The organism is Rhodococcoides fascians A44A (assembly GCF_000760735.1).
Lineage (GTDB): Bacteria > Actinomycetota > Actinomycetes > Mycobacteriales > Mycobacteriaceae > Rhodococcoides > Rhodococcoides fascians_E.
The window spans coordinates 1,233,823-1,248,828 of sequence record NZ_JMEX01000005.1 but is presented as its reverse complement, the minus strand read 5'-3'; the positions used below and the strand labels follow the sequence as shown (position 1 = coordinate 1,248,828).

The window sequence follows — 15,006 nt, the reverse complement described above, 5'->3', positions numbered from 1 at the left end:
GTGAATGCTTCACCTGTTCGCACGCGAGTGATAAGCCTCGGCGAATCCGCTACCGCTTCTCACTGCATCTGTCGCAAGACGTTTCCTGCGCTACGCATTCCGGAATTGTGTGCGTTCCACGATTGCCCTGACTCGAAACCAGTGATTTCGACGGCCAGGGCTACCTGGGGTGGGCAGAAGGAGTGGAAGAGCACATGGGAGTTACACGGAGATCGTTCATGCGGGGACTCGGAGTCACCGGCGGTGCGGGTCTCGCTTACGGAGCGATGTCGACGCTGGGGTTGGCGCCCTCGGCGGCAGCAGCCCCCTCACGATTCCAGGCACCGGCGATGGCCGATCTGATCGGGCGAGTCGACGGCAGCCCCACCGTGGTGGTGCTGGGCGGTGGGCCCGCGGGACTGTGCGCCACGTACGAGTTGCAGAAGGCCGGGTACTCCGTGACCGTCCTCGAGGCTCGGCAGCGTCCGGGTGGACGCGTGTGGTCGATCCGAGGCGGAGCGGAGGAAACGGATCTCAACGGAGAAACGCAGAAGTGCACCTTCTCCGAGGGGCACTTCTACAACATCGGAGCAACCCGAATTCCGCAGAGCCACATCACGATGGACTACTGCAGGGAACTCGGCGTCGAACTCCAGACATTCGGAAACCAGAATGCCAACACCGTAGTCAACTACAAGAGCGACACGTCTCTGAATCAGAAGTCCGTGTCCTACCGTGCAGCGAAAGCCGACACCTACGGGTACATGTCGGAGTTGCTGCAGAAGGCCGCGAGCCGCGGTGCCCTCGACGACGTGCTCACCGCGGACGACAAGGACGCCCTGTCGGAGTTTCTCTCCGATTTCGGAGACCTGTCCGACGACGGAAGATACGTAGGCTCGTCGCGGCGCGGGTACTCCTCGGAACCGGGCGCCGGCCTGGACTTCGGTACCGAGACCGAGCCGTTCGGCATGTCGGAAGTCATCCGCAGCGGCATCGGGCGTAACTTCAGTTTCGAGTTCGGGTACGACCAGGCCATGCTGATGTTCACCCCCGTGGGAGGCATGGACCGCATCTACTACGCGTTCGCCGAGTCCATCGGCGAGGACAACATCGTCTACGGCGCCGAAGTCACGTCCATGAAGAACACCTCCGGTGGCGCGACGGTCGAGTACGTGAAGGACGGATCCGCACAGTCGATCTCGGCGGACTACGTGATCTGCACGATTCCCCCGAACCTCATCGGGAGGCTGGACACCAACCTCCCTGCGGACGTACTCGCCGCCAATCTCGCGGCGAAGGCGTCGTCGTCGGGCAAGCTGGGCATCGAGTACTCGCGTCGGTGGTGGGAGACCGACGAGCGGATCTACGGCGGTGCCAGCAACACCGATCTGGACATCTCGCAGATCATGTTCCCCTACGACCACTACAACTCCGATCGCGGCGTGGTCGTCGGCTACTACAACTCCGGCAAACGGCACGTGGCATTCGAATCGCTCACGCACAAACAGCGTCTGGCGAAAGCTCTCGCCGAAGGCTCGCTGCTCCACGGTGAGAAGTACACCAAGGACATCTCCAGTTCGTTCTCGGGAAGTTGGCGCCGAACCAAGTATTCCGAGAGCGCGTGGGCGAACTGGGCAGGGTCGGGCGGATCGCACGGCGGCACGGCCACGGCCGAGTACGAGTTGCTGTTGAAGCCGGTCGATCGCATCTACTTCGCCGGGGACCACCTGTCCAATGCCATCGCGTGGCAGCACGGCGCCTTCACCTCCGCACGCGACGTCGTCACTGCGCTCCACGAGCGCGTCGTCGCGTCCTGACCTCTCACTTCCACGAAAGGAAATCTCTTGTCCAAGGTCACACGTTCCTTCTTCGCCGCGCTCGCTGCCGGTGCCGTCGTGTTCACGGCGGCGTGCTCGTCGGACTCCTCGGCCGCCGACACCTCGACCGACACGGCGCCGGGCGCCAGGTCGGTCCTCGAAGCGGGAGAGTCGAATCCGATGATCGCCCAGGGAGTCGAGATCGCAGGGGATGCAACGGTGTACAAGACGAGCGGTATCGGCCCCACTGCGATGAACGACGCCGCTCCGACCGGCACTCCCGAGTCCTTCGTCGACACCGACGAGTTCTCCGGCGGCACGCTCCCCGACGGCGTCACCGTCACCGAAGCGCAAGGCATCAACGTCCTGAAGAAAATCAGGGACAACCTCGAAGCCGAAGGCTATTCGCTCGAGGACGTGGTGACCATGCGTGTGTTCCTCGACAACGCACCCGGTGCCGCGGTCGCGGACTTCGCCGGCTGGAACCGGGCGTACCGGCAGTTCTTCGCCAACACCAACCTGGACTCGGACGAGACGGAACTGGTACCGATGGGTACCGCGGAGCCTGCGGCACCCATGGAGCGCAACTCGGCACGACCGACCCGCTTCGCCCTCGAAGTCGCCACCCTCCCCGTTCCCGGCTGGCTCGTGGAGGTGGAGGTCGACGCGGTCAAGTAACCCTCACAGACGAACGCGGCGGTCTGCACGAGATGCGGTGGAGGCGACGAGGACAGCGTTGTCCTCGTCGCTTCCAAGCGTCCACGCTCGTGCTTCGAAATCCGTTTTACCGAACATGCTGTGCCGCTCCACGAGTCGGGTGCGACGCAGTTCGTCGTCGATGTCGATGAACCAGACTTCGTCGATCTCGGCACGTGCCAGTGGCCAGTCCCCCTCGTCGAGCAGAAGATAGTTTCCCTCGGTGATCACCAACGGCACGTCCGGGGCGACCGCAATGCTGCCTGCGATGGGCTCTTCGAGGGTTCTGTCGAAGCGCGGCGCGTAGACGATCCCGGCGTCGTACTCGTGTCGGAGGCGACGCAACAGATGCGCGTAACCCGCGGCATCGAACGTGTCGGGCGCGCCCTTCCTGGCCCGACGCCCGAGTGCGTCGAGGGTGGCGTCGGCGAGATGGAACCCGTCCATGGGCACCAATACTGCGCGGTCGGATCCGAGCCCGTCGACCAGGCGTCCACCGAGCGTCGACTTGCCCGCGCCGGGCGCCCCGGCTATCCCGAGAATTCTTCGGCCCGGTCCGGCCGCGAGGTCGTTCGCCCACGCGATCAACTCGTCCATGCTTCGACGATAGGCCGACGGGCGGCACATGTCGTCCACGCCGCAACGGGCACAGTCCTGCGCCGGACGTCACGAACTCCCGAAGCCGGACAGCAAACCCGAGTATGCCTTGGGTGGAGGTGGTGCGAATTCGCTGCGCTTTCCTGTGCGCAGGCCCATGGTGACGAGCGACTGAACGGCGAGTGTTGCCGCGGCGACACCGTCGACGACCGGCACCCCGATCTCCGACGAGATGTGCTCGCACAGGTCGGCCATGCCGGCGCAGCCGAGCACGATGGCGTCGCTTCCGTCGGATTCCAGAGCGTCACGACATGCTTCGGTGACGATCTTGCGGGCGTCGGGGTCGGTCTCGAGGTCGAGGACAGGAATGTCGCATGCGTGGACCGCGAGGCATGACCGGGTGAAACCGTAGTGGTCGGCGAGGTCCTGTGCTCTGCCCGTGGTGCGTTGCAGAGTGGTGACCACCGAGAACCCTCGACCGAGGAAGCTCGCAGCATGCATCGCAGCCTCGGCGATCCCGACGACGGGGCCTGCGGCCGCTTCACGGGCGGCGTCCATGCCCGGATCGCCGAAGCAGGCGATGACGTAACCGTCGGCGCCCTGCTGTTCGCCGATCGCGATCTGTTCGAGAATGCCTGGCACGCTGAGTGCTTCGTCGACGTGCGATTCGATGGAGGCGGGCCCCATCGTCGGATTGACCGCGTCGACGAGCGTGCCCGGACCGGCTACGGCCCGGGCACACCTGCAGATCGTGTCGGTCATCGACGATGTGGTGTTGGGATTGATGACCTTGATGAGCACCTGCAGAATCCTATGCGCTCACGGAATCGTCGAGATGGTTCGTCACGGCGAGCTTGGTCCTGGTGGCGAGAACGTAGTACAGCCCGAACCCGATTCCACATCCGATGAACCAGCTGTACTTGGACGCGGTCGCCATCCCGGCGATCTCCATTCCCTCGATGGCGCCGTTGAACAGCACCGGGAACATGGCGATCAGTGCACCGACTGTCGTGGCGTACACGGCAGCGGGGTTGTAACCCTTGGAGTACCAGTACTTCCCGGCAGGAGACATGGTGAACAATTCGTCGACGACGACCTTCTGCTTGCGCACCAGGTAGTAGTCCGCGATCAGGACGCCGAACAGTGGGCCGATGAATGCGCCGAGCGTCTCGAGCGTGAGGTGGATGACCTCGGGGTTGTTGTAGAGGTTCCACGGGGTGATCAGGACCGAGCCGACGGCGGCGATCATGCCGCCTGCCCGCCAACTGATCTTCTGCGGGCTGACGTTGGAGAAGTCGAAGGCGGGGGAGATGAAGTTCGCGACGATGTTGATGCCGATCGTCGCGATGGTGAACGTCAACGCACCGAGAACGATGGCGAAGGTGCTGTCGATCCGGGCGACCGTCTCCACCGGGTCGGTGATGAGTTCACCGAACACGGGCAGCGTCAGGGACGCGGTGACGACGACCAGGATGGAGAAGACCAGGAAGTTGACCGGCAGACCGAGAAAGTTCCCTTTCTTCACTGCGGCGTAGGACTTTCCGTAACGGGAGAAGTCGCCGAAGTTGAGCATGGGGCCGGAGAAGTACGAGACGACGAGAGCGATGGCGCCGAGCATGACCGGAACGGAACTGAATCCCGTGTACTCGACTTCGCCCAGGTTCAGATCGATTGCACCCCAACCGGCCTTCCAGATGAGGTAGCCGCACAGCGCGAACATGACCACGTAGACGGCAGGCCCGCAGAAGTCGATGAACTTACGAATCGACTCCATGCCGCGCCAGAAGACAGCCGCCTGCAGTACCCACAGGAACAGGAAGCTCGCCCATCCGAGAGCGGAGAGGCCTGCGAAGCCGTAATCGGCGGTGACGGCGTACGGAGCAAGCGACGGGAACAGTTTGATCAGGACGATGTCGAGCGCTGCCGACGCCAGAAATGTCTGAATTCCGTACCAGGCCACCGCGATCAGACCGCGGATGATCGCCGGGATGTTGGCGCCCAGGACACCGAACGACGCCCGGCACATCACCGGGTAGGGAACGCCCGCCACCTGGCTGGGCTTGGCGACGAGATTGCAGAAGAAGTAGACGATGGTGATGCCGACGAGCAGGGACACCAGGACCTGCCAACTGGCCAGCCCGAGCGCGAAAAGGCTACCTGCGGTGACGTATCCGCCGACGGAGTGCACGTCGGACATCCAGAACGCGAACAGGTTGTACGACGTCCACGACTGCTTCTTCAGCGGCGCCAGGTCTTCGTTGGTCAGTCTCGGGTCGTAACTGTCCTTGATCAGTCCACCGCCGACGGGATGGCCTGCTGCCTCGATCATGTCGCCGACAGGCGATATCGAGCTGTTCGCTGTGTCTGTCATCGATGCTCCTGGTACGTCGTGCGAAAGAGCGCTTCGGGTGTGATCGGCCTCTGCCTTCGGTGGCCCGAGTCCGGTGAAGAAAAAGTAGCGACGAAGTGTTGCCCCTGCGTGACGGCAGGAATATATCTTTCGAGACGTCAGTCTCCGGGCGAATCGGCCAGCAACCCGGTATCGCTCGTGATGGACGAGATGACGGTGTTGAGGCGGGCGGAGTGCGACTGCGAAATGGCCAGCAGGGTTGCCGCGTCGCGGTCGAGGAACGCGTCGAGCATCGACCGGTGATCCGCATGCAGGGACGCGCGGTCCGACCCCGCGACCTGCACCATCGGCTGTATCGGCTCGGTGATGTTCCATGCGGACTCGAGCATGTGCAGTAATCGTTTCATTCGAGACGGCCTGGTCAGTGCCATGTGGAACTCGCGACTGCGGCGGTGGTATTCGCGGGGATCATCGGCGGAAATGGATTCCTCGAGAAGTCGATCGGCCTCGATAGCTCGCTCCCGATCCTGCTCGTCGGCCAGTGCGACTGCGGTGGCGAGCGCCGCCGACTCCAGTACCTCACGAACGATGTACATCTCGCGGAGCTCGGCCGAGGTCAACTGTGCGACGGTGTATCCGAGGTTGGGGCGGTGGTCCACCAGACCTTCGCCGATCAGTGTTTTCAGCGATTCACGCACGGGGATTCGGCTCACGCCGAACAGTTCGGCCACATCGCCGAGAGGGATGGGAGTGTTGGGCGGCGCGTCCCCGGACAGGATCACTCGTCGGAGCTCGTCGAGAATGGCGGGTTGTGCACCGCCCGGTTCGGCAATGCTCAACTGCGCCAGCAGTACCGATCGCCGACGTGGGGGCATGGTGCTCCTTTCGTGCCTCTGGTGCGCACGCTAATGGCGGATTGTTTCCTGTGTGTGACGTGCGGAGTGGAAACGAATCGAGGCAGATCGGCGCAAGCGGATACCATTCGACAGTGGCCGAGACCGAGCAACCGTCCTCCTCGTATCGACGCTTGGCCGACGATCGATGGCCGGCGGTCGACGGTCGACGCACTGTGGCGGTGCCGGTCGGTGCAGTCGAGCAGCACGGGCCTCATCTACCTCTCGACACCGATACTCGGGTCGCCCAGGCCGTGGCGGAGCGATTGCCCGGCGTGGTCGTCGCGCCGTCGATCGCGTACGGGGCGAGCGGAGAGCACGAGGGCTTCCCCGGCACCATCTCTATCGGTGCGGACGCGCTGGAGGCGATCCTCGTCGAGTACGGCAGGTCGGCGTGCCGGTGGGCGGACCGTCTGGTGTTCGTCAACGGGCACGGCGGCAACGTCGGTGCGCTGGCCGCGGCGGTTCGGCTGCTGCGGTACGAGGGGCGCGACGTGGCGTGGTTGCCCTGTGTCGTTCCGGGTGCCGACGCACACGCCGGCCGTACCGAAACTTCACTGCTGCTGCATCTTTGCCCGGAGGTGGTGGACAAGTCGCGTATCGAGGTCGGGAACACGGACTCGCTCGCGGACCTTCTGCCTCTGCTGCGTTCCGGTGGTGTCCGAGCGGTTACCCCGAACGGAGTGCTGGGTGACCCCCGTGGGTCATCGGCGGCCGAAGGCGAGACCGTCCTGGGGCAGATGTGCGCCCTCGCGGCGGATGCGTTGCAGCGATGGGGACCGTCGGAGCGGGGCATGTTGACGTGAACCCGCGGTCCGAAAAACCGCGTTCGAACAGGCCGTGGGTATGTTTCCGAATTTCTGCGTCCACGGATACCACTTCGCGGCAATGTCCGCTTACGATCACCTGATGGGTCAAGGACGATTGCCTGATGGATTCGGGGTGCGCGTCGATCCTCGTGTACGCACATACTCGGAGGGGCGCGTTCTGATCGGGGGTTCCCCGACTCGGATGCTGAAACTGGCACCCACCGCTGCGGCGATGATCGGCGACGGATTCCTCGAGGTGACCGATTCGCAGTCCGCGCTCGTGGCGCGGAAACTGCTGGACTCCGGTGTCGCGAATCCGCGACCGATGTCCATTCCGTCTCCGCAGGACGTCACCGTGGTGATCCCGTTGAAGAACAACGCGGCAGGGCTGTCCCGCCTCCTTCCTGCGTTGCACGGACTGAAGGTCATCGTCGTCGACGACGGATCCGACGAGCCGGTCACGGTGCCGCCGGTTGCGTGGAGCATCGGCGGGGTGACGACGCTGCGGCACGAGAGTTCTCGGGGGCCCGCTGCAGCGCGCAATACCGGGCTTCGGTCCGCAACAACTGATTTCGTGGCATTCCTGGATTCGGATGTGGTGCCGCGCAAGGGCTGGCTCGAGGTCATGCTCGGGCATTTCTCCGACCCTGCGGTCGCACTGGTCGCGCCGAGGATCGTGGCTCTCGAACCCGAAGGCAACGCTCTGGCCCGGTACGAGCACGCCCGGTCGTCGCTGGACCTGGGTCGCAAGGAAGCCGCGGTTCGAGCGGGCAGCTCTGTCTCCTACGTCCCGAGCGCCGCAATGCTCATCCGTCGCCACGTCGCCGAGGAGTGCAACGGATTCGACGAATCCATGCACGTCGCCGAGGACGTCGATCTCTGCTGGCGGTTGCAGGAGGCGGGGTGGCGGCTGCGCTACGAGCCCGTTGCCAACGTCGCGCACGATCATCGCGTCACGTTCGGTCGGTGGTTCGGCCGCAAGCTGTTCTACGGCACCGGAGCAAGTCCACTCGCGGACCGGCATCCGGGCATGGTGCCCCCGCTCTCGATGTCACCGTGGACTCTGATCTCCTGCCTGTTCGCGATCAGTTTCACCAAGTTCGGCCTACTGGGCGCGTTGCTGACGCTCGGGGCGACGACAGGCAGGCTCCGCAGGATGTTCCTCGGGCTCGACCAACCGACCCGCATCGCGGCGATCCTGGCAACGGAAGGGTTCATCGGCGGGCTCTGGCAACTCGCGTCGGCGATGTGTCGACATTATTGGCCCATCACACTTCTGGCGGTCGTGCTGTCGAGTCGAATTCGCAGGATTGCGCTGGGAATCGCTGTCGCAGATGCGATGACGGACTGGTACAAGCATCGCGAGCTCGGTGGGCTCGACCCCATTCGATACGCGTTCTTCAAGCGCGTCGACGATGTCGCGTACGGAGCCGGACTGTGGACCGGGGCGGCACGGTCTCGCAGCCTGAAAGCCTTGACACCCCGAATGGACACATGAGCCCCAGCCGCACGGTCGACGTGATCGTCGTCGGCGGCGGATCGTGCGGCGCCGTCGTCGCGTCGAGGCTCAGCGAGGATCCTTCGTGCTCGGTCCGGCTCCTCGAAGCAGGGCCCGGATTCCGGACCGTCGACGAGGTTCCGCCGGATGTGCTCGACGCACGTGTACTTCCCCTGGGGGAGGACAGTCCGTGGCTCGACACGTACTCCGCCGATCTGGCGGACGGTATCGCCGCTCGGGTCTCGCGGGGGCGAGTGCTCGGTGGGTCGGGCGCGGTCAACGGTGGATACTTCGTGCGCGCCCGGCCGGACGACTTCGATGCGTGGCCTGCATCGTGGTCTTTCGCGGATGTACTGCCGTACTTCTCGGCGCTGGAACGGGACCTCGACTTCACCGGGCCCTATCACGGCAGCGAGGGACCGATGCCCGTGTCGCGGGTGCTGCCCGGAGCGGGAAGCGCCATGACAGAGGCCTTCGTTGCTGCGGCCGAACGCGCCGGGTTCGCGTTCGACGAGGACAAGAACTCGCCGTACTCGGCGGACGGCGTAGGCCCGGTGCCGCGCAACATCTCCGGAGGGGTGCGAACGAATGCCGCTCTGGCGTACCTTCTTCCGGCGTCGGATCGTCCCAACCTTCAGGTCCGCAGCGACGCAACTGTTCTCGGCATCGTCGTCGATCGGATGCGCGCGGTCGGGGTCGCCGTCGACCACGGCGGTACGAGGGAGATGCTACGGGCGGAGCGAATCATATTGTGTGCGGGAGCAGTTCGGACCCCGCAGCTGCTGATGCTCTCCGGTATCGGGCCTGCGGGCCGGCTGGGCGCGCTCGACATCCGAACCGTCGTGGATCAACCGAACGTGGGACGTGGTTTCAGTGATCATCCGGAAGTAACTCTGCTGTACAGTGTTTCGTCGACCGGTCCCGCATCGTCGCCCATGGAGGCGGTGCTGCACGTCGGAGACCTCGAGATCCGCCCCTACTCGGCTCCGTTCGACCGCATGATCGCAGGCCTCCCGGCCGGGGATCCGCTGATCGGAGTCGGCCTGATGCGACCCGAGTCGAGAGGGGACATCGAGCTGGTGTCGTCGGACCCGGCGATCGCGCCCCGGGTTCGGTACCGATACCTGGAATCCGTCGCCGACCGGCGGGCGTTGGCGTCCGGACTGGAACTCGTCGCCGAGCTCATCGAGAACACCGAATCCGTCGAGGGCGACCTCGACGGGTTCGTGCGCGCCAGGCTGGGGACATCGCTTCACCTCTCGGGAAGCTGCGCGATGGGCGGGGAGGACGCCGTCCTGGACGACACGTGCGCGGTGCGCGGCGTCGACGGGTTGTACGTGGTCGACACGTCTGCCTTCCCCGTCGTTCCTTCGCGAGGGCCCCACGCGACGGCGATCATGCTCGCCGAACGCGCCTGCCGCCTCATTCGTGGCTCGGTGGCGTAAGTTCGTGGTCTGTGGACCATTCTCGGTTCCGCAGAGAATGGGGCACCCCGCCATGTCTGACAAATCTCCTCGCAGTTCGATGTCCAAGAAACAAGGAAAGTCGTTGAAGGAGAAGCGCGCGGACAAGAAAATGAAGGCCTCGGGCGACACCGGCATCGACATCTCGGCGACCGTCAAAAAGCGCTGACCGCGCCGGGCACCCAGCTCGGTCCGGTAACCCCCGCGACGCAGGTCGAGAATGCACGGGCCCTCCGGCCTCGGCGATCCCCGCCGGGCTCGGTGGGCCTGTATTCTGCGTGTGTGAGCTGCGTTACAGTAGTGTGACCGCGCCAGAAGAGGTACTTGTGTGATGACTGGAAGAACGCCAGGACAGGGGAACCCCTGGGTGGCCCTTCGCCCTGGTGAGGACATCGACGTGCTCGCACGTCGGGTGACCACAGCGCACCGCTCTTTCGTGGAGGACTCCTCGTCCACCGCCAGTGTTCGTTCCGTGGTCCTCGATTCCTGGATGCGCAGCCGCACCAAAGGTGTCGACCCCGACGGTGGAAACGACTCGATCGTGTTGTCCGGTGCGGAACTGGAGCGCTATCGCTCCGAGCACCCCATGTCCATCATCAGGCCGGTCATCCGCAAGCTGCTGGTCGAGGATGCCGCGGACACCGGCTTGCTCGTCGCGATCTCCGACGCCGAGGGCCGGCTGCTGTGGGTCGAGGGAGATTCGGCTGCGAAGGATCGCGCGATGTCGATGAACTTCGCCGAAGGCGTCGACTGGAGCGAAGAAAGCAAAGGGACCAACGCTCCCGGCACGGCGCTCGCGGTCGACCACTGCGTCCAGATCTTCGCCGCCGAGCACTTCAGCAGGACCGTGCACGAGTGGAGTTGTTCCGCGGCGCCCGTCCATCACCCGACGAGCGGACAGATCCTCGGCGCGATCGATATCACCGGCGGTCCTCGCGTTGCGGTTCCCGAGGTGTTGTCTCTGATTCGCGCCACTGTCGCCGCCGCCGAGTCGGAATTGCGTGTGCATCTGATGAATTCGCCGAAGTCGTTGGGTGACAGTGCTCCTCGGTTGGAGGTGCTCGGTTCGGGCCGGCCCGGGTTGACGAAAGGAAGCGGTCGCAGCGCGCTGTCGCAGCGGCATGCGGAGATCCTGTTGCTCCTGGCCGATCACCCGGAGGGTCTCAGTTCCGATCATCTCGCCGTACTGCTCGACGAGCAGGAATTGGACTCGGTGACCATCCGCGCCGAGATGTCGCGACTACGCAAAGCATTCGGAAGTGCAGGTCTGGCGTCGAGGCCGTATCGGCTCGTAGGCGAACTGACCACCGATGTCTCCGACATCCGGCGCGCCCTCGACCGCGGCGACATCGAGGGGGCGTTGCGCATCTACACCGGTCCCGTTCTTCCCGGGTCCACGGCACCCGGCATCGAGGACATCAGAGAAGAACTTCGCTCCCGGGTCCAAGCCGCGCTGCTGCGGGCAGGGGATCCGGTGTTGCTGGCCCAGTGGACGTCGTCGATCCACGGGCGCACCGATGTGTACGCGTGGGAAGCGTACCGGGCCACGCTCAGTCAGGACTCCGCACTGTACGGGCAGGTCAGCGCCAGAATCGAGCATCTCGACCGCCAGCTCGGCGTCTGATCCGTCGGGCCGGGCGCCCAGCAGAAATTGCACGCAGTGCAGCAACGTAGTTGCAACGTTGCGCACTCTAGTGTCTTGAATCACATCAGTTGATGAACGACGAAGGAGTCACTAGATGTCCGTCTATGCCCGTCCAGGTACCGCCGATGCAAAGATGTCGTTCCAGCCGCGCTACGACAACTGGATCGGTGGCGAGTGGGTACCACCAGTCAAGGGCCAGTACTTCGAGAACCCGACTCCCGTCACCGGTGAGAACTTCTGCGAGGTCGCCCGCTCCACGTCCGAGGACATCGAACTCGCCCTCGATGCTGCACACGCCGCCGCACCCGCCTGGGGCAAGACCTCCGCAGCCGAGCGCGCCGTGGTCCTCAACAAGATCGCCGACCGCATCGCGGAGAACCTCGAGTCCATTGCGCTCGCCGAGTCCTGGGACAACGGCAAGCCGATCCGTGAGACCCTCAACGCCGACATTCCGCTCGCCGTCGACCACTTCCGTTACTTCGCCGGATGCATTCGGGCACAGGAAGGTTCGTTGTCGGAGATCGACGACGACACGGTGGCCTACCACTTCCACGAGCCGCTCGGTGTCGTCGGGCAGATCATTCCCTGGAACTTCCCGATCCTCATGGCCGTGTGGAAACTCGCGCCGGCACTTGCCGCAGGCAACGCCGTCGTGCTCAAGCCGGCCGAGCAGACGCCCGCGTCCATCCTGCACCTGATCTCCATCATCGGTGACCTGTTGCCTCCGGGCGTCGTCAACATCGTCAACGGCTTCGGCACCGAGGCGGGCAAGCCTCTCGCGTCGAGCCCGCGTATCGCGAAGATCGCGTTCACCGGCGAGACCACCACCGGCCGCCTGATCATGCAGTACGCCTCGCAGAACCTGATCCCCGTCACCCTCGAACTGGGCGGCAAGAGCCCCAACGTGTTCTTCTCCGACGTCCTGTCCTCCAACGACGACTACCAGGACAAGGCGCTCGAGGGCTTCACGATGTTCGCCCTCAACCAGGGCGAGGTCTGCACCTGCCCGTCCCGCTCGCTCATCCAGGCGGACATCTACGACGAGTTCCTGGCGCTCGCCGCGATTCGTACCAAGGCAGTGCGCCAAGGTGATCCGCTGGACACCGAGACGATGATCGGTGCGCAGGCATCCAACGATCAGCTCGAGAAGATCCTCTCCTACATCGAGATCGGCAAGGGCGAAGGCGCTCAGGTCGTCACCGGCGGAGAGCGCGCACAGCTCGGCGGAGATCTCAACGGCGGCTACTACGTCCAGCCGACCATCTTCACCGGCAAGAACAACATGCGTATCTTCCAGGAGGAGATCTTCGGACCGGTCGTCTCGGTCACGTCCTTCAAGGACTACGACGAAGCGATCTCCATCGCCAACGACACCCTCTACGGCCTCGGCGCCGGCGTGTGGTCTCGTGACGGTGGCGTCGCCTACCGCGCCGGCCGCGACATCAAGGCCGGGCGAGTGTGGACCAACACCTACCACCAGTACCCGGCGCACGCTGCCTTCGGCGGGTACAAGCAGTCCGGCATCGGTCGTGAAAACCACAAGATGATGCTCGACCACTACCAGCAGACGAAGAACCTCCTGGTCAGCTACGCCCAGAAGGCTCAGGGCTTCTTCTGATGTCCGACGCGCGACCTCCAGCGCGTCTCAGCGCATCGGGTCCGGCTCCGGCTCCGCCTGCGCGTCTCAGAGCCACCGCCGGGGCGATGGAGCTTCTCCGTCGCCTCGGCGGGATCCACGGCGCGTTGATGATGCATCAGTCCGGAGGGTGCTGCGACGGCTCGTCGCCGATGTGTTATCCAGCAGGGGAATTCATCGTCGGCGATCGGGATGTGCTGCTCGGTCTGTTGGATCTGCGGCTCGGCGTCGGCGACATCCCGGAGGATCTCCCCGAGGGCGACGACGCAGTGCCCGTGTGGATTTCAGGTTCACAGTTCGAGGCGTGGAAGCACACCCAGATGGTGCTCGACGTGGTGCCCGGGCGTGGTTCCGGGTTCTCGTTGGAAACCCCTGAGGGGCTTCGATTTCTCAGCCGCGGACGGGCGTTCACTCAGGAGGAGTTCGACGTACTGAAGGAGCTGACACCGTTCGTCGGAGTCGACTGGGAAGAGGGGCGCAGGCCTCCCGTTCCCGACGACGTCATCGTCGTCGCCGAAGCGGTCGACGCCTGCCCGGTCCCGGGCATGCTGCAGGGCTGACCACTCACAAGGGAGGTGGGCGCCTACAGTCGAACGCGTGAAATCTTCCAGTACGACGCCTGCCGGTGCGGAGACCGAGAGCCTCCGCACCGTCGTCATCGCCTTCGGCGCCAATCTGGGTGTCGCGATTGCCAAGACAGTCGCTGCGGTGATCACGGGTTCGGCGTCGATGGTCGCCGAGGCGTCGCATTCGTGGGCGGACACCGGCAACGAGATATTCCTGCTCGTCGCCAACAAACGAGGCTCCCGCGGCCCCGACGACCGGAGACCGCTGGGATACGGCAGGGAAGCGTATTTCTGGTCGACACTCGCCGCGGTCGGTTTGTTCGTCGCGGGCGCCGCGGTGTCGATCTGGCACGGCATCACCTCGCTCCTCGCGGGCGAATCCAGCAGCGAGAACTACACCGTCGCGTACGTCGTGCTCGCGCTGGCGTTCGTGCTGGAGGGAATCTCGTTCCTTCAATCGGTTCGGCAGATCCGCGGTGAAGCAGCCGAGTACGAGAAGGACTTCTTCGACTACGCACTCGAGACGTCCGATCCGACACTGCGTGCCGTGTTCGCCGAGGACAGCGCGGCCCTCATCGGCATCGTCATTGCCGCTGCAGGCATCGGACTGCATCAGCTCACCGGGTCCAGTGCCTACGACGCCGTCGGTTCGATTCTCGTCGGTGTTCTGCTCGCCGTCGTCGCCTTCGTGCTCATCGACCGAAATCGACGTTTTCTCACCGGCGAACCGGGTTCGCGAGCATTATGGAACGCAGTGGTGGAGCGAATCGAACAGCTTCCGGAGGTGGCGTCCGTTCGGTTCGTTCGCATCGAATTCGTCGGTCCGAAGCAGATCCTTCTGGTCGCGAGCGTCGACCTCGTCGGCGACTCGGTCGAATCCTCGATCGCGCACACACTCCGGCGGCTGGAGCGTGAGCTCGAGACCAACAAGGCTGTGGTGGACGCAGTACTGACAGTCGCAGAACCCGACGAGGGAGACGTCGGTCCGACACCGAACCACTGACGTAATTCGCTCGTCATATTGCGATGACTCGGTGCTTACACCGCGGGCATATCT

Annotated in this window: 14 protein-coding genes; 10 read left to right on the top strand and 4 right to left on the bottom strand. The window is 64.5% G+C overall.

Translation table 11 applies throughout. The features are described 5' to 3' along the window. The first annotated feature begins 218 nt into the window (after positions 1 to 218). Positions 219 to 1,796: a flavin monoamine oxidase family protein gene (locus BH95_RS09380; RefSeq protein WP_019663509.1), complete on the top strand. Its 1,578-nt coding sequence runs from the start codon at positions 219 to 221 to the stop codon at positions 1,794 to 1,796. 27 nt (positions 1,797 to 1,823) lie between these two features. Continuing rightward, positions 1,824 to 2,474, top strand: a complete 651-nt coding sequence (locus BH95_RS09375) for a Rid family hydrolase (RefSeq protein ID WP_019663510.1) — start codon at positions 1,824 to 1,826, stop codon at positions 2,472 to 2,474. A gap of 3 nt (positions 2,475 to 2,477) precedes the next feature. Here the strand turns inward: BH95_RS09375 and BH95_RS09370 are convergent, their stop codons facing one another. The 4 genes from BH95_RS09370 to BH95_RS09355 all read right to left on the bottom strand — a co-directional run bounded on the left by BH95_RS09370 (position 2,478) and on the right by BH95_RS09355 (position 6,314). After that, positions 2,478 to 3,119, bottom strand: a complete 642-nt coding sequence (locus tag BH95_RS09370) for a nucleoside/nucleotide kinase family protein (protein ID WP_254924973.1) — start codon at positions 3,117 to 3,119, stop codon at positions 2,478 to 2,480. Between the two features lie 39 nt (positions 3,120 to 3,158). Further along, entirely contained in the window at positions 3,159 to 3,890 is a 732-nt protein-coding gene (locus tag BH95_RS09365; RefSeq protein ID WP_037181665.1) for an aspartate/glutamate racemase family protein, read from the bottom strand. 10 nt (positions 3,891 to 3,900) lie between these two features. Further along, complete coding sequence (locus tag BH95_RS09360) at positions 3,901 to 5,460, bottom strand: NCS1 family nucleobase:cation symporter-1 (RefSeq protein WP_170949206.1); 1,560 nt, start codon at positions 5,458 to 5,460, stop codon at positions 3,901 to 3,903. A 137-nt stretch (positions 5,461 to 5,597) separates the two neighbouring features. Continuing rightward, positions 5,598 to 6,314, bottom strand: a complete 717-nt coding sequence (locus tag BH95_RS09355; RefSeq protein ID WP_019663514.1) for a GntR family transcriptional regulator — start codon at positions 6,312 to 6,314, stop codon at positions 5,598 to 5,600. Between the two features lie 113 nt (positions 6,315 to 6,427). Between BH95_RS09355 and mftE the strand changes: the two genes are divergently transcribed. The 8 genes from mftE to BH95_RS09320 all read left to right on the top strand — a co-directional run bounded on the left by mftE (position 6,428) and on the right by BH95_RS09320 (position 14,952). Next, entirely contained in the window at positions 6,428 to 7,138 is a 711-nt protein-coding gene (gene mftE / locus BH95_RS09350) for a mycofactocin biosynthesis peptidyl-dipeptidase MftE (protein ID WP_020111186.1), read from the top strand. Between the two features lie 103 nt (positions 7,139 to 7,241). Then, complete coding sequence (gene mftF, locus BH95_RS09345; protein ID WP_027498702.1) at positions 7,242 to 8,639, top strand: mycofactocin biosynthesis glycosyltransferase MftF; 1,398 nt, start codon at positions 7,242 to 7,244, stop codon at positions 8,637 to 8,639. Next, positions 8,636 to 10,084 (top strand): mycofactocin dehydrogenase MftG, encoded by a 1,449-nt coding sequence (mftG, locus tag BH95_RS09340; RefSeq protein WP_037181663.1) that lies wholly within the window; start codon positions 8,636 to 8,638, stop codon positions 10,082 to 10,084. The genes mftF and mftG overlap by 4 nt, the downstream gene beginning before the upstream one ends. 52 nt (positions 10,085 to 10,136) lie before the next feature. Then, entirely contained in the window at positions 10,137 to 10,271 is a 135-nt protein-coding gene (locus BH95_RS29775; RefSeq protein WP_019663518.1) for a hypothetical protein, read from the top strand. A gap of 162 nt (positions 10,272 to 10,433) precedes the next feature. Beyond that, on the top strand, positions 10,434 to 11,726 hold the full coding sequence (locus BH95_RS09335) for a transcriptional regulator (protein ID WP_026347506.1): 1,293 nt from the start codon (positions 10,434 to 10,436) through the stop codon (positions 11,724 to 11,726). A gap of 115 nt (positions 11,727 to 11,841) precedes the next feature. Then, positions 11,842 to 13,365, top strand: coding sequence for an aldehyde dehydrogenase (gene adh, locus BH95_RS09330; RefSeq protein WP_019663520.1), 1,524 nt, complete (start codon positions 11,842 to 11,844; stop codon positions 13,363 to 13,365). Between the two features lie 86 nt (positions 13,366 to 13,451). Further along, positions 13,452 to 13,943, top strand: coding sequence for a DUF779 domain-containing protein (locus BH95_RS09325; protein ID WP_037181661.1), 492 nt, complete (start codon positions 13,452 to 13,454; stop codon positions 13,941 to 13,943). 37 nt (positions 13,944 to 13,980) lie between these two features. Continuing rightward, complete coding sequence (locus tag BH95_RS09320; protein ID WP_037181659.1) at positions 13,981 to 14,952, top strand: cation diffusion facilitator family transporter; 972 nt, start codon at positions 13,981 to 13,983, stop codon at positions 14,950 to 14,952. Positions 14,953 to 15,006 lie beyond the last annotated feature (54 nt).

What these genes read in the sequence shown, in the direction of transcription:
- BH95_RS09380 (WP_019663509.1), top strand. Translation starts at nt 219, where the DNA reads ATGCGGGGACTCGGAGTCACCGGCGGTGCGGGTCTCGCTTACGGAGCG.
- BH95_RS09370 (WP_254924973.1), bottom strand. Translation starts at nt 3,119, where the DNA reads ATGTGCCGCCCGTCGGCCTATCGTCGAAGCATGGACGAGTTGATCGCG.
- BH95_RS09360 (WP_170949206.1), bottom strand. Translation starts at nt 5,460, where the DNA reads ATGACAGACACAGCGAACAGCTCGATATCGCCTGTCGGCGACATGATC.
- BH95_RS09355 (WP_019663514.1), bottom strand. Translation starts at nt 6,314, where the DNA reads ATGCCCCCACGTCGGCGATCGGTACTGCTGGCGCAGTTGAGCATTGCC.
- mftF (WP_027498702.1), top strand. Translation starts at nt 7,242, where the DNA reads ATGGGTCAAGGACGATTGCCTGATGGATTCGGGGTGCGCGTCGATCCT.
- mftG (WP_037181663.1), top strand. Translation starts at nt 8,636, where the DNA reads ATGAGCCCCAGCCGCACGGTCGACGTGATCGTCGTCGGCGGCGGATCG.
- BH95_RS29775 (WP_019663518.1), top strand. Translation starts at nt 10,137, where the DNA reads ATGTCTGACAAATCTCCTCGCAGTTCGATGTCCAAGAAACAAGGAAAG.
- BH95_RS09335 (WP_026347506.1), top strand. Translation starts at nt 10,434, where the DNA reads ATGACTGGAAGAACGCCAGGACAGGGGAACCCCTGGGTGGCCCTTCGC.
- adh (WP_019663520.1), top strand. Translation starts at nt 11,842, where the DNA reads ATGTCCGTCTATGCCCGTCCAGGTACCGCCGATGCAAAGATGTCGTTC.
- BH95_RS09325 (WP_037181661.1), top strand. Translation starts at nt 13,452, where the DNA reads ATGGAGCTTCTCCGTCGCCTCGGCGGGATCCACGGCGCGTTGATGATG.